Origin of the sequence: Corynebacterium curieae, assembly GCF_027570035.1 — a bacterium.
In the GTDB taxonomy this organism is placed as follows: Bacteria; Actinomycetota; Actinomycetes; order Mycobacteriales; family Mycobacteriaceae; genus Corynebacterium; species Corynebacterium curieae.
The window spans coordinates 39307-60689 of the sequence record NZ_JAKMUU010000003.1 but is presented as its reverse complement, the minus strand read 5'-3'; the positions used below and the strand labels follow the sequence as shown (position 1 = coordinate 60689).

Genomic DNA, 21383 nt, shown 5'->3' with positions numbered 1-21383 from the left:
CGAGACGCCTTCATTACAACGTGGCGCACCTCCTTGCAGGCGCGCGTTATTGGCATGATCTTGGTGGCCTCCTCGGTGGTCATGATCATCCTGGCCTATGCGTTGGTGTCCGTGCTAACGCAGCGCCTAGTTAGCCAAAAGGAAGACGTGGCCCAGCAGGAATTGGAACGCGCCCGCACCGCTGTGGAGCAGCAGATTGATGCGACCAGTTCCGCTAACTCTGTCCAGGTGCGGATTAATTCCGCCCGTGCTGCATTGGGGCAGCTTTCAGCGCAGCAGGGCGATGCCCAGGCGGTCTATGAACCAGTCATCGTGGTAGAAAACCAGGACGGCTCGGTTACTACCTCACCGGAGAATTTCCCTGTGCCGGATCAGCTGCGCGAAATGGTGGACCAAGGCCAGATCGCGCAGCAGTATTTCCCCGCTCCACGCGAAAACGGGGACTATTACAACGCCCTGATTGTTGGCACGCCCACCGATACGGATATCCCTAATACCCAGGTCTACTTGGCGTTGTCCATGGAGTCTGAGGAATCCACCATGGCGTTGATGCGCGGCCTCCTTTCAGCTGCCGGCGTGGTGGTCGTGGTGCTGCTAGTAGGCATTGCGTGGCTAGCCACCCAGCAGGTTATTACTCCGATTCGCTCCGCCTCGCGCATTGCACAGCGTTTGGCGGCTGGGCATCTTAAGGAGCGCATGGCCGTCGATAGCGATGACGAGATGGGTCGCTTGGCCGCTTCCTTTAACAACATGGCCGATAAGCTCTCGTCCCAGATTGCCCAGCTGGAGGAGTACGGCGATTTGCAGCGGCAGTTTACCTCTGACGTCTCCCATGAGCTACGCACTCCTTTGACCACCGTGCGCATGGCCGCGGACATGATCGAGGCCGAAAGCGATAGTTTGCCCCACGGGGCCCAGCGCGCTTCCCGCCTGATGTCTAGCGAGCTAGACCGGTTCGAGGAACTGCTTGCAGATCTGCTTGAGATTTCGCGCCACGATGCAGGTGTGGCAGATTTGTCCACCGCGGCCATTGACCTGCGTTCCTGCGTGGAATCAGCCTATGGACAGGTTGAGCATCTAGCCCACGAGCTCGACGTGGACGTCCAATTCAACCTGCCGGATGAGCGCATTGCGGTAGAGGCCGATTCGCGCCGCATTGAGCGCATTTTGCGCAACCTTTTGGCAAATGCGATAGACCACTCGGAGGGCAATCCGGTGGTGGTCGACGTCGCGACCACCGACACCGCAGTGGGTGTTACCGTAACCGACCATGGCGTGGGCTTGAAGCCGGGCCAAGAAGAACTGGTATTTAACCGTTTCTGGCGAGCGGATTCCTCCCGCAAGCGCCACTCCGGCGGCACCGGCCTGGGCTTGGCTATCGCCCGCGAGGATGCAGTCCTACACGGCGGCACGTTGGATGCTAATGGCTACGAGGGCTTTGGCTCCCGCTTCCGTCTCATTATTCCCCGCACCCCAAATACAGAAGTGGGCGAGGCCCCTATTGCCCTAGAGATTCCAGGCGCTCCCGTGGAAAGCACGCAGGCAGACAGCGGCTTGCCGCCAGCCGGCATCAAGGACAGCCGTGGTGAGGGCAATGGCGACGCTGGTTCCTCTGCCGCTGCTGCTGGCTCCGCCTCTGCAACGCCCGCGATTTCTTCCGGAATGAGCTCGCCGCACATCGAAAAGAGCGAGAAGGGCGCAGAAGATGAAATAGAAGGAGATGGCATCCTGTGGCCCTCGGAGCGAGAACTTAACCGTGGTATAGACACACCAGATAGGCGAGCCTATAAGGCACCGGACTTTGAGGGGAGGAGGAAGTGAGCGTGTTCAGATACAACTACCGCCGGTGGGCGGTTCTAAGCACCGCAGCAGCGGTGCTTTTCGCCAGCGGTTGCTCCACTTTGCCCAATAACACCGGTCCGCAGGTGGTAGGAACCTATCAGAAGCAAGACGATGGACCAGAAGAGGTTATTGCACCGCAACCCGGCGATGACCCAGACCTGACCTTGCGCGATTTCTACCAAGCCTCGGCCGTGCCTGGCAATGACCACGAAGCTGCCCGTGGATTCCTTACTGATAATGCCCGCGGCGCCTGGGATGCCAGCGGCGAAGTAATGGTTGTCGATAGTTTGGACATCGTCACCGCCCCTGCCAATAAGCAAAGCTCGAAGGATAATGAGCGGGCCTTTACAGTGCGTGGAACCATCATCGGGCGACTGAAATCCGGCGGCGCTTATGTACCCGAAAATGAGGGTTACGAGGCGGTCATCTATATGAAGATGCAAGACGATAGGTGGCGCATCGATGGCCTGCCGGCCGGCGTGGTCATGGAACGCAATGAGATGCGCAATCACTACACACCCCAGTCGCTGTATTTTTATAAGCAGACCAACGATGTGCTGGTCCCGGATCGTCGCTGGCTGTATAAGGGCGGTGAACAATCGGAGTCGACGCTTATTACGTTGTTGATGGAGGGACCATCGGCAAGCATTGCTCCTGCTACCCGTCGCGCGGCGGGGGAAAATGTCACCTACGCCGGCTATGACCGCGAAGCAGGCTACCAATTCGAAGGGCTAGTTGATCTTGATGCCCATGACCGCACGCTATTTGCCGCCCAGTTGGTGTGGACGCTATCTGAGGCCGGTCACGCCGGCCCCTTCAAGGTCAAGGCCGATGGCGGTGACCTTGTAGAAGGCATGGACACCCTGAGTGTGGATGACTTCGCGGACTATAACCCGGAGGAAAGCAGCACCTCCTTGTCTAAACTCTATGCCCTCAATGAAGGGAATCTCCTAGAGGTGGATGATGGCGTGGCCGAGCCCGTCAAATCCACGCTGGGCAGCAGCGGCGACGTGCAATCTGTGGATGTGGCCGACAGTGGCCTCGTTGCGGCCGTACGCCGCAAATCTAATAAAGACTTCTCGCTGCAAATTGGTGAGATTGATGGTCAGCTGCAGGACTCGGTGGATGGTCCAACCTTGGCACGGCCAACCTTTGAGTACAACGGTCAAGCCGCATGGACCGTGGTGGATGGTGATCGTATCGTGCGCGTCGTGCGCTCCAAGACCACCGGACGTATTTCTGAGTCTGAGGTGGATGCGCGCAGTATCGACGATATTGATGGAGAGATCTCTGTTATCCGCTTGTCTCACAGCGGCGCGCGCGTAGCGATGATCATCGACGGCCACGTTTATATCGCGGCCGTGGCCCAATCCAGCAGTGGGGATAAGCGCATCGTCAACGCCCGCGAGGTAGGACCAGAAGTATCCGGTTCCGCGCTATCGCTGGATTGGAACGCAGATGGCTCGCTCATCGTTGGTACTTCCTCGAGTCAATCGCCGGTATGGCGCATTGAGCAAGATGGTTCCTCAGCATCGACCATGCCCACAGGAAATATCACCGCCCCAGTGGTAGCAGTGGCTACCTCGCCCACCAAGCTCTTTATTACTGACTCCCATGCGATGCTCGAGCTTCCCTCCACGGTGATGGATGAAACTAATTGGCGCGAGGTCTCCGGACTGCAGGGACGGCGTTCTTCACCTATCGTTTCTAATTAGCCGCTGGAAGAACTGCGCGGCTAGGGGAGGCGACAGTGAGCTTGGGGGAGCTTATTTTTCCGCGCGCGTGCGCCGGATGCGGCGCGCCGGGCGAAATTTTATGCCTTCAGTGCCGTGAGCACTTGCGCCAACCTCCCTACCTGGTGGCCCGCCCTCGCCTGCTGGGAGCGCCCGTCTATGCCCTTGGGCCCTATTCCGATATTCGCCGCCGCATCATCATCGGTATGAAAGAGCGCGGCAATCGGCCGGTCCGTGAGTTTGTGGGAGCGGTCTTTGCGGCCGGTTTGGCACACTTAAGTGCACGGGGCGATATCCCACGCGAATTCACCCTCGTTCCTGCGCCGACCCGGTCGCGCTCCGCACGGGCGCGCGGTGGCGATCCGGTTGCCATGGCCTGTCATGCTGCGGCGCGGCGGCAGCGCGTGCGCGTCGGTGAGGTCCTCACCATGGGGCAGTCTACCGCCGACCAATCCGAGCTTAATGCGCAGGATAGGTGGGCAAACCTGCAAGGGCGCGTCCGCGTGGGCACGTTTGTGGGCCAGGCGCCTGCCCTGCTTGCCGACGACGTCATTACCACCGGCGCCACCTTGGCCGCCAGCATTTCTGCCCTACAAGCGGCGGGGGTAGAAGTGTGTGGGGCATTGGTCTTTGCGGATGCCTAGATAAAGGCGGTAGCTACCCTCGAGGTAGGGGGATGGCAGAATTCTCTAGCTATCAGGTCATAACCAGTGCTACCATGAGGAGTGTCACAGGGAGATAGTTACTGTGATTGATTCTAGTCCCCACTATTCAAGGGAGGCATCTCAATGTCCCAGCCAACCAAAGCTCAGGTAACGATTACGGGCCGCAACGTCGAGGTTCCGGAACATTTCCAAGAGCGAGTCAATGACAAGCTGGCCAAGATTGAACGCCTTGACCCCACCCTGACCTTCTTCCACGTGGAGCTGCAGCACGAGCCCAACCCGCGCCGTGACTCCGAGGCGGAGCGCATCCAAATTACCGCTACGGGCAAGGGTCATATTGCCCGCGCAGAAGCCAAAGAAGATTCCTTCTACGCTGCACTCGAAACTGCCGTGGGCAAGATGGAGCGTTCTTTGCGCAAGGTGAAGGTGCGCCGCGAAAACGTCAAGAGCGGTCACCGCGCGCAGAAGGGCACCGGCGAAATTGCCGCCGAAATGGTGGCACAGGCTGAAGCGCAGCGCGCTAAGGAGGAGCGCTACGTTGACCCCTATGCTGAGACCGTTGAGGATGTTCGCCCGGGTCAAATTGTGCGTACCAAGGAGCACCCAGCTACCCCGATGAGCGTGGATGATGCCTTGAGCGAGATGGAGCTAGTGGGCCACGATTTCTTCCTCTTTGTCAACGAGGAAAATAATAAGCCTTCCGTTGTCTACCGTCGCCACGCCTTCGACTACGGCATTATCTCCCTCTCGGAGGATGCTGAAGCTTAAAGAAGCCCGTCTTAAACTTCAGGAACCCCGCTGCGACCGTGCGGCGGGGCCGTTTTATGGCCGTAGGGAAGTAAGGGGATTGCCTGCTGAGGCGTCGGCAAGCAGTGCTAGCGGCCGTAGTGAAGCCGGTTGGCTAGAGCCAGTGGCGGCATTGCTAATGCATTTTGCGCTAGGCGGGAAGTGCTTTGTGAAAGCTAGTGAGTACAATAGCGACGAGTTAACTTTATTGTCGCGACTAGAAGGACTAACTAACCGTGTTTGGACTTTCCAAGCTGCTGCGCGCGGGCGAGGGCCGTACGGTCAAGCGCCTGGGCAAAATGGCAGACGATGTAATTGCCCTTGAGGATAAGTACGCGGAGCTTTCGGACGACGAACTTAAGGCAAAGACCGACGAGTTTAAGACCCGCCTGAAAGACGGCGAAGAGATGAATGACATCTTGCTCGAGGCCTTTGCTACCGTTCGCGAGGCTGCCTGGCGCGTCCTCGATCAGAAGCACTACCGCGTGCAGATCATGGGCGGTGCGGCCTTGCACTTTGGCAACGTTGCCGAGATGCGCACTGGTGAGGGCAAGACCTTGACTTCGCTGCTGCCGGCCTACCTCAACGCTCTTGATGGCAAGGGCGTGCACATCGTGACCGTTAACGACTACCTAGCCAAGCGCGACGCCGAAATGATGGGCCGTGTCCACCGCTGGCTCGGCCTGTCCGTGGGCGTCATCCTGTCCGAGATGCGCCCGCCAGAGCGCAAGGCTGCCTACGATTGCGACATTACTTACGGCACCAATAACGAGCTGGGCTTTGACTACCTGCGCGATAACATGGTCCGCTCCCTTAATGATGTGGTTCAGCGCGGACACAACTACTGCATCGTGGACGAGGTTGACTCGATTCTTATCGATGAAGCCCGTACCCCGCTCATTATCTCCGGACCGGTAGATGGTTCCTCCCAGTTCTACGGTGTCTTCGCCCAATTGGCACCGCGCATGCGTGAAGGTATCCACTACGAAGTGGATCACAAAAAGCGGACCATCGGTGTGCTGGAAGAGGGCGTGGAATTCGTTGAGGATCAGCTTGGCATCGATAACCTCTACGCCCCTGAACACTCTCAGTTGGTGTCCTACCTGAACAACGCTCTCAAGGCCAAGGAGCTTTTCACCCGGGATAAGGACTACATTGTCCGCAACGGGGAAGTCATGATTGTGGATGGCTTTACCGGCCGCGTGCTGGCCGGCCGCCGCTACAACGAGGGCATGCACCAAGCCATTGAGGCTAAGGAGCAGGTGGAGATCAAAAACGAGAACCAGACGCTGGCTACCGTTACCCTGCAGAACTACTTCCGCCTGTATGAAAAGATCTCCGGAATGACCGGTACCGCGGAGACCGAGGCCGCGGAGCTGCACTCCATCTATGACTTGGATGTGGTGCCGATTCCTACCAATAAGCCGAACCAGCGCGCGGATCACTCTGACCGCATCTATAAGACGCAGGAAGCCAAGTTTGCCGCGGTAGTAGACGATATTGCAGAGCACGTCGAATCCAAACAACCGGTGTTGGTTGGTACCACCTCCGTGGAGCGCTCCGAGTACCTGTCTCAGCTGCTGTCCAAGCGTGGCATCAAGCACAATGTGCTCAACGCAAAGCACCATGAGGAAGAGGGTCAGATCATCGCCCGTGCCGGCCGCCCTGGCACCGTGACCGTGGCTACCAATATGGCTGGCCGTGGTACCGATATCGTGCTCGGTGGTAACCCTGAGGTCATCCTCGATGAAAAGCTGCGCGAGCGCGGCCTAGATCCGTTTGAGGATGAAGAGAAGTACCAAGAGGCCTGGGAAGCTGAAATCGATGCGGAAAGGGAGCGCTCCAAGAAGCTGGGTGACCAGGTGCGCGAGGCCGGTGGCCTATACGTGCTGGGTACCGAGCGTCACGAGTCTCGCCGTATTGATAATCAGCTGCGTGGCCGTACCGGCCGCCAGGGCGATCCGGGTGAAACCCGCTTCTACCTATCCATGCGTGATGAGCTGATGGTCCGCTTCGTTGGGCAATCCATGGAAAACATGATGAACCGCCTCAATGTCCCGGACGATGTCCCCATCGAAGCCAAGATGGTGTCCAACTCCATCAAGGGCGCTCAGGCACAGGTGGAGAACCAAAACTTTGAAATGCGCAAGAACGTCCTCAAGTATGACGAGGTGCTCAATGAGCAGCGCAAGGTGGTTTACGCTACCCGCCACGACATCCTCGATGCCGGCGATATTCAAGACAATATCCGCGGCATGATTGATGACACCGTTTCTGCGTATGTGGCCGGCGCTACCGCCACCGGCTACGTGGAGGATTGGGATCTGGACGAGCTGTGGAACGCATTGGAGTCCCTGTATGGTCCAACCATTTCCCACGAGGAACTGGTGGAAGGCTCCGAGTATGGTTCCCCGGGTGAGCTTTCGGCCGAGCAACTTCGCGACGCCCTGGTGCAGGATGCCAATAACGAATACGACAAGTTGGAAGAGTCCGTTACCGCAATTGGTGGCGAGCAACAGATGCGCAACACCGAGCGCATGGTTATCCTGCCTATTATTGACCAGAAGTGGCGCGAGCACCTCTATGAGATGGACTACCTCAAGGAAGGCATTGGCCTGCGTGCAATGGCCCAGCGCGATCCTCTGGTGGAGTATCAGAAGGAGGGCGGCGAAATGTTCAATGCCATGAATGATGGCGTGAAGGAAGAGACCGTCCGCCAGCTGTTTATGCTGCGCAAGCAGTTCAAGCAGCAGGAAGAAGAGAAGGCCAGCGAATCTGCTGTTACTGCGACCGGCAACGGTGAAGGCACCGTGGAGGCCTAAGCGTTCGCCTGCTCAGTTGATACCCGCCCGTACCCGCTTTAGCTTGCGGGAGCGGGGCGGGTTTCTTTTCAGGAAAAAATGAGTAGAATATAAGAAACTTGCCCATTCTGCTTATTTCCTGTGAGGAGCTCCACTGACAATGCGCCGCCGCTCTTTGCGTCTCGGTATTACGACGCTTTTGTCTGCCACCTTGCTCGGTGGCGCCACGCCGGCCATTGCCTATGAAATGCAGCGCGACTCTGATTCCTCGTGCCGCATTATCTTGGACTCCGGCGAAAAGCTAGAACAAGACAATGCCGCCGCGGCCATCTTGGCTATTGCTACTCAGCGTAAGAATGCACTGGTAGATGATGGAATCCTCTCGCCGGAAAAGGCGGAGGCCGCCTTTGATTATTACTTTGGCAAGGCGCGGCTCAATACCGCGCGTACCGATGGGAATATCTATTCCACACCGCTTGAGTTCCCATGGGAACCGGAAAAGCGAACCCAATCCCTAGGCGGCAAGCAGTTCACCGAGGCAGCTGTCTTGGACTACCTCGACATGTTGGGGGCGAACTATGCGCAGGCGGTAATCCGCGCCGAACTGGGCGAGTTCACCAAGGACCTGCCGCAGGTTCCCGCCGGCAAGGCTTCTACGCGCGCTGAGCTACCTCCGGCTGGTGAGACGGGGGCTACTTTTCCAGATGAGTTTCCAGACTATGCGGCGGCGCTGCGCGATATCCTTACCATTACCAAGCAGGTTAATGCGCCCTTTGAGCAATCCGCCATCCTCCACGACGATGCGGACGCCACACACGCGGGCAGCACCTCAGCGGAGAATTCTGGGCTATCCGCCCTTGAAGGCGGTCTGCTGACTACTGGGATCGCGGCTTTGGTCAGCGCGGCTAGCTTTGGGTGGTCCGCCTTGAACTGGTCCGAGATCCTCTCTCAGCTCGGCCAATTCTTTTCCTAAGTACCGCTAAATTGCTGTTCCTTGCGCTAGAGCAGGCGGAATGATGTTAAGCCTGTGCGGTCGGCGGCGCCGGTAAAGGCATGTTGCTGCTGGCCAAGGTAAGCGGAACCAAAATATTCGCCGTTCGGGCGCGCATGCAGGCTGGTCAACTGTAAACGCTCAGTGGCATAAGGGCTCTCGCGGCGGCGTAGCCACGAGCCAATGTGCAGGCGGATAGCATCTGAATAGCGCGGGGAATTGAGGTGCGCCAACGGGCGATAGCCAGCTGCTACCTCCAGCACGAAGACTACCCAGGCTTGGATGCGGTGCTGGGCGGCAACTTCTGCGGACGTCGGCAAGCGGCCATAGCGCACGCGGTGTGGTGCAATGAAGAGTTTGAGGTGCGAGTAACCAGGAATGGGCTCGTACATGGTGGGGAAGTAGTGCTCCTTGCTTAGGGCAGGAGACGGACGCGTGATAATTGTCTCATGCCTGCCGTGTGGCCGCCATTTCTGAGGGTTTCCTGAAAGCGGTGGGCGCGAATATACGCGTGGTTCGCTATACTCTCGGGGGTTAAAGAGAATTCGTTTAACAAAGGATTTAAGAACATGCGTGGTCTAATCGTTGACTATGTCGGCGTCCTTGATGGCACCGAAGAAGACAACCGCCGCTGGAAGGCACTGCTGGCCGCTGCAAAGGCCAATGGTGCGGCAACCGCCATTTTGTCCAATGACCCGGGCGGCCCTGGTGCTGAGCACATCCGCGAATGGGAATACCGCGGCAATGTGGATGCGGTGGTGCTCTCCGGGGAAGTTGGAGCGGAAAAGCCAGAGGTCGCAGCCTTCCAAGCGGCAGCGGATGCCCTTGAGTTGCCGCTCAATGATTGTGTCATGGTTGATGATTCCATTCTCAACGTTCGCGCAGCCGTCGAGGCAGGCATGGTCGGCTTCTTGTACACGAGCTTCGACCGCGTGTCCGTAGAAATCCAGGCAGTCTTCGATATTGAAGGTGAGTTTTAGTGGCTAAAGCCCGCGTCTACATCCCCGCTACGTATGCCATGCTGGCGGAGCTGGAAGAAACCGGCTCCCTTTCTGCGCGCTCTGGGTGGGGTTTCATGGTTACCCCAGCGCTGCGGGACTTTTATACCGAGGGCGATGAAGAAGAGATCGCCTACTCGGCGTTTCTAGAAGCTTCGATGGCCTCCATGCGGCTTTTGGCCATCGGCGATGAAGAGAAGTTCCCCCACCGCCGCGTGGTTATCTCGGTAGACCTGGATGATTCTGTTATCACCCCGCGCCCGGATATGGGCGAGCCAGTAGTAGAACTCCAGCCGGCACAGTTCAGCAAGGAGGATTTGGCGGCTATCCACGTAGACATCGCGGAATCTGAAGAAACCACCGCGAAGGCCATCGAGGCCATCGATACCGCAGACTTGGGCGATGAGGATGCGGAGCTGGCTGTAGGCGATGCACTGGATAAGTTCATGGCCTTTTATCACCCCACCGAGCTGCCTTTCCTCGTAGAATTGCTCTAAGACTTCAAGGAGAAAACATGACTCAGCGTTTCAAGAACGTCGCTGCGGCCACCGTTACCGCAGGCGCAGCCCTCATTGCCGCACCAGCCGCACTGGCAGATACCGTCCCGGCTGCAGATGCTGCTGCCGACGCCGTGCCCACCACCCCGTGGCTGGCGCTGCTAGAGACCTCGTCCCAAGGCACCTGGGGCCAGATCCTCGATGTATTCTTTGGCATCGTGGATGGCATCTTGGGTGTTATTGCCGATACCGGCTTCCACCTTTAATTTTCCCACTCCACGTTGGTGCGCAGGACCTCGAGGAGGCCGCGCACCGCGTCGCGCCGCCGCGCACTGGCGGTGTCAGGGGGAATAAGCGCAGGGTCATCGAGGCCGCATTCTGGATCCGCAGGTGGACCCATATGCGTACAACCGCGGGGGCAATCTTCGATGGCGGCTGCAAGATCTTCAAAGACTCCGAGCACATCATCGGCATCCACATGTGCGAGGCCAAAAGAGCGGATACCGGGGGTATCGATAATCCAGCCGCCGGAGAATGCCGCATTGGCGGGGAGGGGGAGTGCCACTGATTGGGTGGAGGTATGCCTGCCCTTGCCCACGCCCGAAACTTCCCCCGTTTCCCTATCCGCATCCGGAACCAGCCGGTTGACCAGCGTGGATTTGCCCACACCGGAGTGGCCGATGAGTGCGGTGACGTGGCCGTCGATGTGCTGGCGCACCGCCTCGAGCCCGTCTTCGACGCCGGCTTCCACGACCGTGACATCTAGATCGGCGAACTCGGCCGCGAAGGGCGCTGGATCCGTGAGATCGGTCTTGGTCAGGCACAGAATTGGGTGGATATTGCCCACAAAGGCGGCGATCAAGGCGCGCTCGACAAACCCGGAGCGCGGTGGCGGATCGGCCACGGCCGTCACGATGAGCATCTGGTCCGCATTAGCGACCACGATGCGCTCATAAGCGTCAGTGTCATCGGCGGTGCGCCGGAGGACGGAGGTGCGTTCTTCCAGCTTCACAATGCGCGCAAGGGTGTCCTTCTTACCGGAGGTATCGCCTACGACACCGACGCGGTCGCCCACCTCGATGGCGGTGCGGCCGAGCTCGCGGGCGCGCATTGCGGTAACGCGTGGGCCATCGTCTAGCGCGACGCCCCAGCGCCCGCGATCCTTGGTAATGACCATGCCAAACTTGGCATTCCTGTGCTTGGGGCGGTCTTTAGTGCGCGGCCGCGACCCCTTGCCGGGGCGCACGCGCACATCGGATTCATCAAAGGAACCAAAACGCCTAGCCATTGCTCTCCTGTTGCTCGGGGTCCAACATGGTCTCCCACATGCGGTCGAAGCCAGGCAGCGTCTTTGCGGTGGTAGAAATATCCTCGATCTCTATGCCCGGCACCTTCAGGCCGATGATGGCTCCCGTGGTGGCCATGCGGTGGTCCGCGTAGCACGGCCACTCGCCGCCGTGGAGAGGTGCGGGGTCGATGCGTAAGCCGTCGGCAAGCTCGGTGACTTTGCCGCCTAGGGCATTGATATTATCTGCCAACGCCTTGAGACGGTCCGTTTCGTGGCCGCGCAGGTGCGCAATTCCGGTGAGCGTAGAGGGGGTTTCTGCCAAGGCACAAAGCGCTGCGACGGTGGGGGTGAGCTCGCCGATGTCACCCATATTGCGCTCGATGCCCTGCAGTGCGCCGCCCTTGGTGCCCTTGGCGGTGACAAAGCCCGGCTCTTGGGTGACCATGACGCCCATATCCACCAAAATATGGCGAATGGCGTCGCCCGGCTGGGTGGTATTGGCGGGCCAGCGTTTGATGGTCACATGACCGCCGGTGACGGCAGCGGCGGCAAGAAAGGGGGTGGCATTGGACAGGTCCGGCTCGATTGCCCATTCCCGGCCGGCAATCGGGCCGGGGTGTACGGTCCACGTATTCTCGCCGGAATCCACGTGGACGCCCGCTTGGCGCAGCATGCCTACTGTCATCTCCACGTACGGCAGTGACGGCAGCGGGGCACCCTCGTGGATGACGGTGATGCCCTTCTCAAAGCGCGCACCGGCGAGCAGCAATCCTGATACGAACTGCGATGATCCAGAGGCGTCGATAGTGACTTCGCCGCCTTCCGGCACACCGTGCGAGCGCACGGTAAAGGGCAAGCTCAAGCTATCGCCATCCACCTCCACGCCGAGCTGGCGCAGCGCGTCCAGAGTGGTGGACATGGGGCGGGCGTAGGCCTGCTCGTCGCCGTCGACAAGCACGGCGCCGTCCGCCAAGGCAGCTACCGGTGGGATAAAGCGCATGACCGTGCCGGCCAGGCCGCAATCCACCGTCGCGCCCCTGAGCGGGCCTGGGGTGACGTGGATATCCTCGCCATCGTGCTCGAAGCGCGCGCCCATAGACTCCAGCGCCTTTTCCATCAGCTGCGAATCGCGCGAGACCAGCGGCGCGCGCAGGGTAGAGGGGGCATCGGCCAACGTGGCAAGAATGAAGGCGCGGTTGGTAATAGACTTCGAGCCCGGCACGTGCTGGGCCCACGCAATGGGGCCTGCCGCTTGCGGGGCGGACCATGGTTGAGACATATGGTCCATAATAGAGGGCATGTGCGGAAGATTCGTTCTTTTTACCGAGTCCCTCCTTGATGAAGTGGGCGGGCTGCCCGGAGTCACCGAAGTACATGCCCCACAGGGCACTCCAGGCCCGCGCTATAATATCGCGCCCACTCAGCCGGTGGCCATCGTGCGTGTGCGCGAGAGTCTCGCCCAAGTTGATCCTGCGCGGTGGGCGCTAGTGCCGCACTGGAAGAAGGACCTTGAGGGTCCGCCGCTGTTTAACGCCCGCGCAGAGACCGTAGCTTCCAAGCCGTCCTTCCGGCATGCCTTTAAGGGGCAGCGCTGCCTCATTCCGATGGATGGTTACTACGAATGGCGCCAGGAAGAGGGCGGCAAGCAACCCTATTTCGTGCGCGCGAAGGAAGGCTTGTTGTGGGCGGCAGGTCTTTGGGACACCGGCCTGGACCGACTATCCGCCACGATTGTCACCACCGAAGCCACCGAAGAAATGGAGTGGCTGCACCACCGCCTGCCACGCTTCTTGGCGGCCGAGGAAATGCGCACCTGGTTGGAGGGCAGCCCCGAAGAAGCTGCTGAGCTGCTCTTGCCGACGCCCCTTCGCGGCTTCCACACCCACCCCGCAGACAAGGCCGTGGGCAACGTATCCAATGATTATCCGGAGCTACTCGGCGAGTAGATCGGCAAAGCCGGCAGAGTACAGTTCCGCAAGATCCTCCGCATTGAGTTCGATATCTAGCCCGCGGCGCCCGCCGGAGATAAAGACGGTATCGAAAAGGATGGCGGTTTCCTCGATGACCGTGGGCAGCGGATTCTTCTGACCTAGCGGGGAAATTCCGCCGGGAATGTAGCCGGAAGACTTGGACGCGTCATGCGGATCAGCCATAGCTGCCTTGGATACGCCGTGGGCGGCCGCGGCTTTCTTTAGGCTCAGCTGGTGGGTGGTAGGGATGACGCAGACTGCCAGCTTGCGCTTTGGTCCCTTGCCCGCAGTTACATCGATGACCAGGGTTTTGAGCACGCGCTCCGGCTCTACCTCGAGGGCCGCGGCGGCGTGATCTCCGAAGTGATCTGTGCCCGCATCAAAGGTGTGCACGTGGTGTTTTACACCGGCATCCTCTACGACCTTGAGCGCTGGGGTAGCTGCATGCGGGGACTTTTTAGACATGACTGGGATTCTAGCCCTACGCGTTAGGATGGAAATTGTGGCTAAAGAAACAATCAGCGAAAAGGAGCTGCAGCGCCGCTTTGAATCGGAAGCGCTGCCCTTGCTTGACCAGCTTTATGGCGGTGCCTTGCGCATGACGCGCAATCCCCAAGATGCTGAGGATCTAGTGCAGGAGACCTATCTCAAGGCCTATAAGTCCTTTCATTCCTTTAAACAGGGCACGAACCTTAAGGCGTGGCTGTATCGCATTATGACCAATAACTACATCAACTCTTACCGCAAGGCGAAGCGCCGACCCGCGGAGTCTTCGGCCGATGAGTTGAGTGATTTTCAGCTTTATACCACTGCCGGCCACGATTCCACCGGCTTGGAATCCGCCGAGGTGGCTGCGCTAAAGGACATGCCAAATGACACCATTTCGGAGGCAATGAATGACTTGCCCGATGATTATCGGATGGTGGTCTATTACGCGGATGTTGAAGGCCTTGCCTATAAGGAGATTGCAGAAATCATGGATACTCCGCTAGGTACCGTGATGTCTCGTCTACATCGGGGAAGAAAATTGCTCCGAAAAGCGTTGAAGGACGTGGCACGAGAACAAGGCATTGGATTAGAACACCCAGACATGGAGGAGAAGTAATGGAACGCGCAACGGAACACAACTGTGGTGCGTGTAGCTCCCCTGAGGTACAGGCCCTCCTGTGCGAGCTTCTCGATGAATCCACCACCTATGCCCGCGCACTAGCCATCCGCGAGCACATCGCCGAGTGCGATTTCTGTCAAAAGCGCCTCGAGAGCGAGGAGATTATCCGCTCCTTGGTGCGTAATTGCTGTAACCGCCAAGCCAAGGCGCCCCAGGCGCTGCGCCGGCGCATTTCAGTAGAGATCACCCGCATCGACACAGCGTGGTAGGCACTGTTGCTCACCCGCTGTGGTGGGGTCTGGTTTCATGATCTTCAAACTTTTTGCTTAAGTCCATACTGATCGGGCCGAATTGAGGGCGGAAGGGCCGAATTGAGACCCCAATGTGTTCAATTCGGCCCGATCACATTGGACTTAAGGCACGGAGAGGTCAAGCGGGGAGCTAGGAGACGACATCGATTTGCTTCTGACATAGCAAAAGCCCGGTTCTACGGTCGAAGTGACCGAGGGAACCGGGCTTATTGTGCTGTGCGTTATGCGCCAGGACGCTTGCCGTGATTAGCGGACTTCTTGCGGCGATCCTTGCGCTTGCGACCACGCTTGCTCATTGCGCACTCCTTCGTTGAGGGTATCTGAACTTTATTCAACTGTAGCGGCTAAGGGCGCCGAAACGAAAATTGGGGGCCAGTAATTAGGCGGAAACGCGGGCGCGTCCACGGCCGCGGTTGCGGCGGCGCTTGAGGGCGCGGCGCTCCTCTTCAGACAGGCCGCCCCAGACGCCGGCGTCCAGACCGGACTCCAGTGCCCACTTCAGGCAGGAAGAAGCAACGGGGCAACGGTTGCAGACCAGCTTGGCCTTAGCGATTTGGGTAAGTGCAGGACCAGAGTTGCCTACTGGGAAGAACAGCTCGGGGTCTTCGTCGCGGCAAACAGCTTCGTGGCGCCAATCCATGATTGATGTCTCCTAACAAAAATTCGACAGCAGTAAGCACAAGCGCTTTCCGTGAAAATGAAAGCAACCAATGCCGTGGGTGGGTGGTTGTGTGAACTGGTCTGCGTGCAGTGGGGCCCGGTCTCGAGGTCGGGCCAGCGTCGCCGCCGCCAATGGTTCACAATGTGGTTACTTGAAGTTTCCTTCAAGTTAAGAAGAGGTTTACGTCCTCTTTCTTTTTGCTACCCCAGAATCATGACATGTTTACTCAGGCTCCGCTAGGGGTAGAGGCGAAATTGTGGTCAACCTCACGTGAACAAAACTGATGTGGGGGTCATTTAGCAGAGGATTTGAGTTGAAAGAAGCCTGTGAGAAACGCGCTGAACTGGCGCATTGTCCAAAAAATCTTGAGTGTGCTGACTTGGGTACCGTCAAATCTGACCGGCTAGCCCCTGCCCCCGCGAAACCTGAGTGGCGCACAAGGAAATGGTGCTGGCTGGTTAGTAGACTGTGGGTTTGTGTCTAAGCAGAGGAAAAAGCAGGTAAACAATAAGCAAAGTGCTGGAACTACGCCGCCCGTGCGTGGGGCGGAGAGGCAGAAGAGTGTGAATGGGCAGGCTTCCGCACAGGGCGCGCCTCAGCCCGTTCGCGTGGCCGCGGGACTTGCTGTGGTGCAGTCCATTGTGGTCATCTGCTTCGGAATCTTCCTTATTGTGCGAGAGCTGACTGGCGCGGAGAATGACTCGATGGTGTCGGATTCGGGCTCTGGAAGCTTCGTGGGGCTAGGTACCGCGCTGTTTATCTTTATCGTCTTCGGCTTCGTCATTGTCGGCGCTTGGGCCATGGTTAAGGGAAAGCGCTGGGGTAGGGGCGCCATTATCTTGGTGGAGCTTATTCTGGCGGCGAGCTCCTTCCAGATGTTTAGCGGCGGGTCACCGCTGCTAGGTGCCGTCACATTGTTAAGCGCCGCACTAGTCATCTTCCTGCTGATGTTCGTACGCTCCTCCACGGAGTGGGCAGCGGCGAATTTCTAAACACGCTGTACGAAAAAGAAGCCGCGCTTCCCGGTTGGCCCGAGGGCGCGGCTCCTTTGTAACGGGGGGAGCGCGGTGCTAAGTAGCGCTGAGGCCCACCACTTTATCGCCGCGGCTTTCAACGATAGTGTCACCCGCCAAGGTGAGGTAGACGGGGCCGTGATAGCTGCCGCGGTCTACCGCTATGGTGCGCTCGGTTTTGCCAGTGGACCAATCCATTACAGCAATGCCCTCTTGGGTAGGCACCAGCATGTGATCGGAAACGGCAATGGGCGTGCCGATGGCATCTTCCACGATTCGATCCACCGCGAGATCACTTGGGGTGAAAAGGTAGAGCCGGGAACCGTCAAACCAGGTCATATGGTGCGGCAGGTCTGCCGTCGCCGGAGCAAACGGGGAGGCACCGGAGTCTATGGCTGGTGAAGGCTCTGCCGAGGAGGAGTCAAGCTTTTCGCCCTTATTGTTATATGACTCAATCGTGGGGTGGGGTCCTGGGCGGTATACGGCGGCGGCTTTTTGCCCCACGGCAACAAGCCGTGCCCCGTCGTTTGCTATATCCACATCGGCGGCGATATCCGGCTCACGGGAGTCATCTGGGGTCGTGTCCTGGAAACGCAGCCAGGTTGAATCCGGTTTATCGGGGCAGGATTCAGTCAGAGCTAGGTTTTCGGTACGGGTGAGGGCAGAGCTCAACGTGCAGTCCTCGTGCGGTTGTTTGTCCGGCTCTTGCTTTGCTTCTACGGCTCCGTATTCCACTGTGCGCACCATATCGGAGCGCCACAGGCCGATGCGGTCGGTAGAGACGGTTCCTACCCGGTCATTGGAAGAGATAGGAACGACCTTTTCCGAGTTTACTGCGCTGCGAGTGCCATCGTATTCGCCTGTGGCGGCGTTAATGGCTACGGTATCCCCGCAGCCCACTCCAGTCTTATAGGAAGCTACGACTTTCCCCCAAGCGCTAGACAACGAACATAGCTCGGCGTCCGTGCGCTCATAGCTCCAAGCCTCGGAACCGTCCGGATTAGTAGCGGTGAGCGTGTGATCCGCATGCGTGATGGTCAGGCCGTGCGCCGAAACCGCTCGGTACTGGCCGGGTACAGGTTGGTTGGGGAGACTGAAAGACTCGTGGAGGCTTTCCGGGACGTCGGCAAGCACGGGCGCATCCTTTTCCCCAGGAACGGCCGCTTGGCTTAGATGGGCCTGATTGATATTGGCAGTAATTGCTGCTCCTCCAACCGCGATGGCGCAGATCGCGGCAATAATACCGGTGGCCTTCCAATCGGCGGGGGTGGAGCGCAAAATGGGAGTCTTAGTCATCGGTGTCCTCCTCGCCGGCGCCGGGATCCGCCGCGGCGCGCGGTAGTGCGGGTAGGGGATTTCTCACGGACCGGAACCTGGCCCACGACCTTGGTCTCAGGCCCGACGGTCTCGTCTACGTCGGTTGGGATATCCAGTGCTTGAGCTAATTCAGGTGAGGTGGAAAACCATTGCGGCGGCTCTGGTTCACCCAGGTCCAACTCATCGTTGATGACCTGCCATTTGGCCAGTTCATCGTATCCCACCAAGGTGATAGCGGTACCGGTATGGCCGGCGCGCCCGGTGCGGCCGATGCGGTGGACAAAAGTCATCGGATCATCCGGAACCTGATAGTTGATGACATGGGTGACATCATCCACATCGATGCCGCGGGCGGCAATATCGGTGGCGACCAAAATATCTACCTGGCCGGAGCGGAAAGCGTGAAGTGACTTCTCGCGCGATTTCTGCCCCAGATCGCCGTGGACGGCCCCCACGCGGAAGCCGCGCCGGGCTAGGTCATCGGCCAACTGGGCAGCCGCGCGCTTGGTGCGGGCAAAAATGATGGTGCGCCCGCGGCCAGCGGCTTGGAGGGCATGCGCGACGACGGCAACCTTATCCATCCGGTGGGCTTGGAAGGTGACCTTGCGGGTGGAAGAGTGGGTGAAATCCTGCTCGCCAGACTCGGCGCGGATATGGATGGGCTTATCCATAAATCGGCGGGCTAATGTCAAAATCGCGCCGGGCATCGTGGCGGAAAAGAGCATGGTCTGGTGTGCGTTTCCATCCAAGGCCTGCAGGATAGCCTCCACCGAGGGTAAAAAGCCCAGATCCAGCATCTCGTCGGCCTCATCGAGCACCAAGATGGCCACGCGGTCTAGCTGCAGATTGCCGCGCTCGTGAAGATCGATTAATCGCCCAGGCGTACCGATGACAACATCGACGCCCCTGTTGAGCTTTTTGATCTGCTCCTCGTAAGGACGGCCGCCGTAGATGGAGGCTAGGCGTACCGGCAGATGGGCGGCGGCTACCTGCAAGTCTTCCGTGACTTGCTGGGCTAATTCCCGGGTGGGAACCACCACGAGGGCGCGCGGGGTGCCATCAAGCTCTGCGATATCGGCATCATCAAAGACGCGATCCAAAAGCGGAACGCCAAAGCCATAGGTCTTGCCCATTCCGGTGCGCGCTTGGCCAATCAAGTCCTGACCGGAAAGCGCGATGGGCAGGGTTAATTCCTGGATTGCAAAAGTACGCGTGATGCCACGAGTGGCGAGACCATCACAGATTTCGGCGGCGACGCCTAGTTCCGCGAAGCTCGGTGGCTGGGATTTTATGTCAGACACACCTTGATAGTAGCCGGGATGGTTATAGTGGGGCCATTGACAATAAAACTCTAGCTAGAGGAGGAATCTTCATGGATATTAAGTTTGGCTTCGCAGATACAGCGCGCGAGCTGGTTATTAGCGCCGCTGGTGAACAAGCGGAGCTGACGCAGAAGATCAATAGTGCCTTGGCGGATAATTCCACCCTTGAACTCGAAGATGACAAGGGCCGCAAATACCTCGTGCGCACTGATCGTGTGGTCTACGTCGAGGTAGGCATTGCGAAGAAGCAGGCTGTGGGCTTCGCCGGTGCTTAAGGCGGGGCGCAAAGGATCGCTGATTCAGCTTTTTTAATTACAAACGGGTAACCTAAAGCCCCATGGGAAATAGGGAGACTCGCCACGCTCACCGGAGCCAAGGCCACACGCCGGACCACCAGAATGCGGTGGTCCGGTTTGCGCGTCAATATGGCTGGTGGCGTGTGGTGGCTATCCCCCTCATGATCGCCTTGACCATCTGGTTCATCGTCGATATTGCAACTGCCTCTTCTTCAAAAGAGGAGGCGGCTGAAACTACTGCGGCCGCCCCTTCAAGCGAGGAAATGGTCGGACCTGATCCGGCCGATGCGGCAGCGGTGAAACGAGAAATTGATGAGATGCCGCCCGGCGGTGCGTTTACCAAGGAGGGAAAAGGCACTTTTCACCAAGTAGGCGAGCCCGGTGCTGTGGCCGGTAAGGGCGGCAAGCAGAAGGTGCGCTATTCCATCGAGGTAGAAGACGGCATCAATACTGCGCCGTATGGCGGCGATGATTCTTTTGCCGCCATAGTAGAAGCTACCCTTTCTGACCCACGCGGCTGGACAGCGCACAAAGACTTCGAGTTTGAGCACGTTGCTTCCGATGCGGAACCGGATACCCGTATTCAGCTGACTTCCTTGGGCACGGCCGCAGAGCGGTGTGGCGAGAAGATCGAAACGGAAACCTCGTGTCACACTACTATTACTGGCGAGTCCACCACGATTATCAATGAAGCTCGTTGGGTGCGCGGAGCTACGCCTTTTGAAGGTGATATGGGCAATTACCGCCAGTACGTCATCAACCATGAGTTGGGCCACGCAATTGGCTATGCCTCCCACCAGCCGTGCGGCGGCCAAGGCAAGCTAGCGCCGATCATGATGCAGCAGACCTTGGATCTCAACAACAAGGAATTGCACGACCGAAAACCAAGCGAGGTCTATCCTGATGAGGACGTAACCTGTGCGTCCAACCCGTGGCCGTATCCCAACCCGGATAATAAGGATCCACAGCAACCCGAATAGGAGTTAAGGATGCCGCTTCCCCCAGAGCATGTTTTAAGCGCCTTCCACGCGGAAACCGGTGCCGCCGGTACCCGCCGCGTCCAAGGCGATCAATTGGGTCCAGTGTGGGATAACGGCATCAAGGTTGGTGACGTAGTTTATTCCCAAGCCGGCCCCTTTGCTGCATGGTCTGCCAAAGTACGCGAGCGTCTGAGCGTACAGGGCGCGCGGGTTTCCCGGCCTGTGCTGTCTAGCGATGGCCGGCATACGGCCGCGGGCTGGAAGGCTACTCAGTTTATTCCTGGCCAGGTACGTGGGCGCATTGATGAAACCGCGCAAATGGCCCTGCGGCTTGATGCAGCGATGGCGGAAGTATCCCTGCCTAACGGGCAGCGTAGCGATGACTTTGCTCGCGCTGAACGCTCCGCTTGGGAAGAAACAGGAGAGGCCTACCGTCCAGCTTTGCTTGCCGACGTCCCCCTTATCCCCGCCCACACCGCACTGCTAACCACCACGGTCTACCACGGGTCCAACCCGCCGGGGATCGTGGAATTAGTCCCTAGCGAATCCCCGCGCCCTGCCGGGTGGGGTGCCGCCCTAGTCATCGTGGATGGGCTTATCGCTCAAGCGGTAGATGATGGAATCTGTCAGCGTTTTAGCCACGTGCCTGGTATGCAGGAGCTGCTTCTGCGCGCGGTATCTTATCGGCGCCACATTAATGACCTGCACCCCACCTCTCTATCAAACACGCGTTCGCATATTGAGCGGGTGGAACAGCATCTGGTGTCGCAGGCATCTGCCATACTGGAGCGGTGACATACGATC

General features: G+C 58.7%; 24 protein-coding genes. 16 read left to right on the top strand and 8 right to left on the bottom strand.

Annotated elements, in window-relative coordinates; genetic code table 11:
• The first annotated feature begins 33 nt into the window (after positions 1 to 33).
• The 6 genes from mtrB (at position 34) to L8V01_RS06205 (ending at position 8800) form a co-directional block, all read left to right on the top strand.
• Positions 34 to 1821: an MtrAB system histidine kinase MtrB gene (gene mtrB, locus L8V01_RS06230; protein WP_274707345.1), complete on the top strand. Its 1788-nt coding sequence runs from the start codon at positions 34 to 36 to the stop codon at positions 1819 to 1821.
• A 2-nt stretch (positions 1822 to 1823) separates the two neighbouring features.
• Positions 1824 to 3557 (top strand): MtrAB system accessory lipoprotein LpqB, encoded by a 1734-nt coding sequence (lpqB, locus tag L8V01_RS06225; protein WP_269946265.1) that lies wholly within the window; start codon positions 1824 to 1826, stop codon positions 3555 to 3557.
• Between the two features lie 122 nt (positions 3558 to 3679).
• Complete coding sequence (locus L8V01_RS06220; protein ID WP_269946264.1) at positions 3680 to 4219, top strand: ComF family protein; 540 nt, start codon at positions 3680 to 3682, stop codon at positions 4217 to 4219.
• A 144-nt stretch (positions 4220 to 4363) separates the two neighbouring features.
• Positions 4364 to 5008, top strand: coding sequence for a ribosome hibernation-promoting factor, HPF/YfiA family (gene hpf, locus L8V01_RS06215; protein WP_269946263.1), 645 nt, complete (start codon positions 4364 to 4366; stop codon positions 5006 to 5008).
• Positions 5009 to 5262: 254 nt separating this feature from the next.
• Positions 5263 to 7848, top strand: a complete 2586-nt coding sequence (secA, locus tag L8V01_RS06210) for a preprotein translocase subunit SecA (protein ID WP_269946262.1) — start codon at positions 5263 to 5265, stop codon at positions 7846 to 7848.
• Between the two features lie 139 nt (positions 7849 to 7987).
• Entirely contained in the window at positions 7988 to 8800 is an 813-nt protein-coding gene (locus tag L8V01_RS06205) for a hypothetical protein (protein WP_269946261.1), read from the top strand.
• Positions 8801 to 8826: 26 nt separating this feature from the next.
• On the opposite strand, the gene L8V01_RS06200 is transcribed toward L8V01_RS06205, so the two are convergent.
• Complete coding sequence (locus L8V01_RS06200; protein WP_269946260.1) at positions 8827 to 9210, bottom strand: hypothetical protein; 384 nt, start codon at positions 9208 to 9210, stop codon at positions 8827 to 8829.
• Positions 9211 to 9387: 177 nt separating this feature from the next.
• Here L8V01_RS06200 and L8V01_RS06195 point away from each other — a divergent pair, with 177 nt between their 5' ends.
• Genes L8V01_RS06195 through L8V01_RS06185 form a run of 3 tightly spaced genes read left to right on the top strand, consistent with a single transcriptional unit; the run spans position 9388 to position 10579 of the window.
• Positions 9388 to 9798: an HAD-IA family hydrolase gene (locus L8V01_RS06195; protein WP_239278750.1), complete on the top strand. Its 411-nt coding sequence runs from the start codon at positions 9388 to 9390 to the stop codon at positions 9796 to 9798.
• The gene (locus L8V01_RS06190) at positions 9798 to 10313 is read left to right on the top strand and encodes a DUF6912 family protein (protein WP_394371642.1); all 516 of its coding nucleotides are present in this window, start codon (positions 9798 to 9800) and stop codon (positions 10311 to 10313) included. The genes L8V01_RS06195 and L8V01_RS06190 overlap by 1 nt, the downstream gene beginning before the upstream one ends.
• A 17-nt stretch (positions 10314 to 10330) precedes the next feature.
• Complete coding sequence (locus L8V01_RS06185; RefSeq protein WP_269946259.1) at positions 10331 to 10579, top strand: hypothetical protein; 249 nt, start codon at positions 10331 to 10333, stop codon at positions 10577 to 10579.
• Here L8V01_RS06185 and rsgA read toward each other — a convergent pair.
• Entirely contained in the window at positions 10576 to 11601 is a 1026-nt protein-coding gene (rsgA, locus tag L8V01_RS06180; RefSeq protein ID WP_269946258.1) for a ribosome small subunit-dependent GTPase A, read from the bottom strand. The genes L8V01_RS06185 and rsgA overlap by 4 nt on opposite strands.
• The gene (gene aroA, locus L8V01_RS06175; RefSeq protein ID WP_269946257.1) at positions 11594 to 12901 is read right to left on the bottom strand and encodes a 3-phosphoshikimate 1-carboxyvinyltransferase; all 1308 of its coding nucleotides are present in this window, start codon (positions 12899 to 12901) and stop codon (positions 11594 to 11596) included. The genes rsgA and aroA overlap by 8 nt, the downstream gene beginning before the upstream one ends.
• Between aroA and L8V01_RS06170 the strand changes: the two genes are divergently transcribed.
• Entirely contained in the window at positions 12900 to 13547 is a 648-nt protein-coding gene (locus L8V01_RS06170; RefSeq protein ID WP_269946256.1) for an SOS response-associated peptidase, read from the top strand. The two genes, aroA and L8V01_RS06170, sit on opposite strands and share 2 nt — an antisense overlap.
• On the opposite strand, the gene ybaK is transcribed toward L8V01_RS06170, so the two are convergent.
• The gene (gene ybaK, locus L8V01_RS06165) at positions 13533 to 14036 is read right to left on the bottom strand and encodes a Cys-tRNA(Pro) deacylase (RefSeq protein WP_269946255.1); all 504 of its coding nucleotides are present in this window, start codon (positions 14034 to 14036) and stop codon (positions 13533 to 13535) included. The genes L8V01_RS06170 and ybaK overlap by 15 nt on opposite strands.
• Before the next feature lie 28 nt (positions 14037 to 14064).
• On the opposite strand from ybaK, the gene L8V01_RS06160 reads away from it, so the two are divergent.
• Together L8V01_RS06160 and L8V01_RS06155 are read left to right on the top strand one after the other, a co-directional pair.
• Positions 14065 to 14676 (top strand): sigma-70 family RNA polymerase sigma factor, encoded by a 612-nt coding sequence (locus tag L8V01_RS06160; RefSeq protein ID WP_269946461.1) that lies wholly within the window; start codon positions 14065 to 14067, stop codon positions 14674 to 14676.
• On the top strand, positions 14676 to 14948 hold the full coding sequence (locus L8V01_RS06155; RefSeq protein ID WP_269946254.1) for an anti-sigma factor: 273 nt from the start codon (positions 14676 to 14678) through the stop codon (positions 14946 to 14948). The genes L8V01_RS06160 and L8V01_RS06155 overlap by 1 nt, the downstream gene beginning before the upstream one ends.
• Positions 14949 to 15211: 263 nt before the next feature.
• On the opposite strand, the gene L8V01_RS11975 is transcribed toward L8V01_RS06155, so the two are convergent.
• Together L8V01_RS11975 and L8V01_RS06150 are read right to left on the bottom strand one after the other, a co-directional pair.
• Entirely contained in the window at positions 15212 to 15286 is a 75-nt protein-coding gene (locus L8V01_RS11975; protein ID WP_100067784.1) for a 50S ribosomal protein bL37, read from the bottom strand.
• Positions 15287 to 15369: 83 nt separating this feature from the next.
• Positions 15370 to 15630, bottom strand: coding sequence for a WhiB family transcriptional regulator (locus tag L8V01_RS06150; RefSeq protein ID WP_005322377.1), 261 nt, complete (start codon positions 15628 to 15630; stop codon positions 15370 to 15372).
• Between the two features lie 497 nt (positions 15631 to 16127).
• On the opposite strand from L8V01_RS06150, the gene L8V01_RS06145 reads away from it, so the two are divergent.
• On the top strand, positions 16128 to 16643 hold the full coding sequence (locus tag L8V01_RS06145; RefSeq protein ID WP_269946253.1) for a hypothetical protein: 516 nt from the start codon (positions 16128 to 16130) through the stop codon (positions 16641 to 16643).
• Between the two features lie 78 nt (positions 16644 to 16721).
• Here the strand turns inward: L8V01_RS06145 and L8V01_RS06140 are convergent, their stop codons facing one another.
• The gene (locus L8V01_RS06140) at positions 16722 to 17960 is read right to left on the bottom strand and encodes an Rv3212 family protein (RefSeq protein ID WP_269946252.1); all 1239 of its coding nucleotides are present in this window, start codon (positions 17958 to 17960) and stop codon (positions 16722 to 16724) included.
• A complete protein-coding gene (locus tag L8V01_RS06135; RefSeq protein WP_269946251.1) occupies positions 17957 to 19282 on the bottom strand; it encodes a DEAD/DEAH box helicase in 1326 nt (441 codons plus the stop codon). The genes L8V01_RS06140 and L8V01_RS06135 overlap by 4 nt, the downstream gene beginning before the upstream one ends.
• A 71-nt stretch (positions 19283 to 19353) precedes the next feature.
• On the opposite strand from L8V01_RS06135, the gene L8V01_RS06130 reads away from it, so the two are divergent.
• The 3 genes from L8V01_RS06130 (at position 19354) to L8V01_RS06120 (ending at position 21374) form a co-directional block, all read left to right on the top strand.
• Positions 19354 to 19578, top strand: a complete 225-nt coding sequence (locus L8V01_RS06130; RefSeq protein ID WP_259885233.1) for a DUF3107 domain-containing protein — start codon at positions 19354 to 19356, stop codon at positions 19576 to 19578.
• Between the two features lie 62 nt (positions 19579 to 19640).
• Positions 19641 to 20579 carry a DUF3152 domain-containing protein gene (locus L8V01_RS06125; protein WP_269946250.1) on the top strand — a complete coding sequence of 313 codons (939 nt, stop codon included), beginning with the start codon at positions 19641 to 19643 and terminating at the stop codon, positions 20577 to 20579.
• Between the two features lie 9 nt (positions 20580 to 20588).
• Positions 20589 to 21374 carry a hypothetical protein gene (locus L8V01_RS06120; protein ID WP_269946249.1) on the top strand — a complete coding sequence of 262 codons (786 nt, stop codon included), beginning with the start codon at positions 20589 to 20591 and terminating at the stop codon, positions 21372 to 21374.
• Positions 21375 to 21383: the final 9 nt, after the last annotated feature.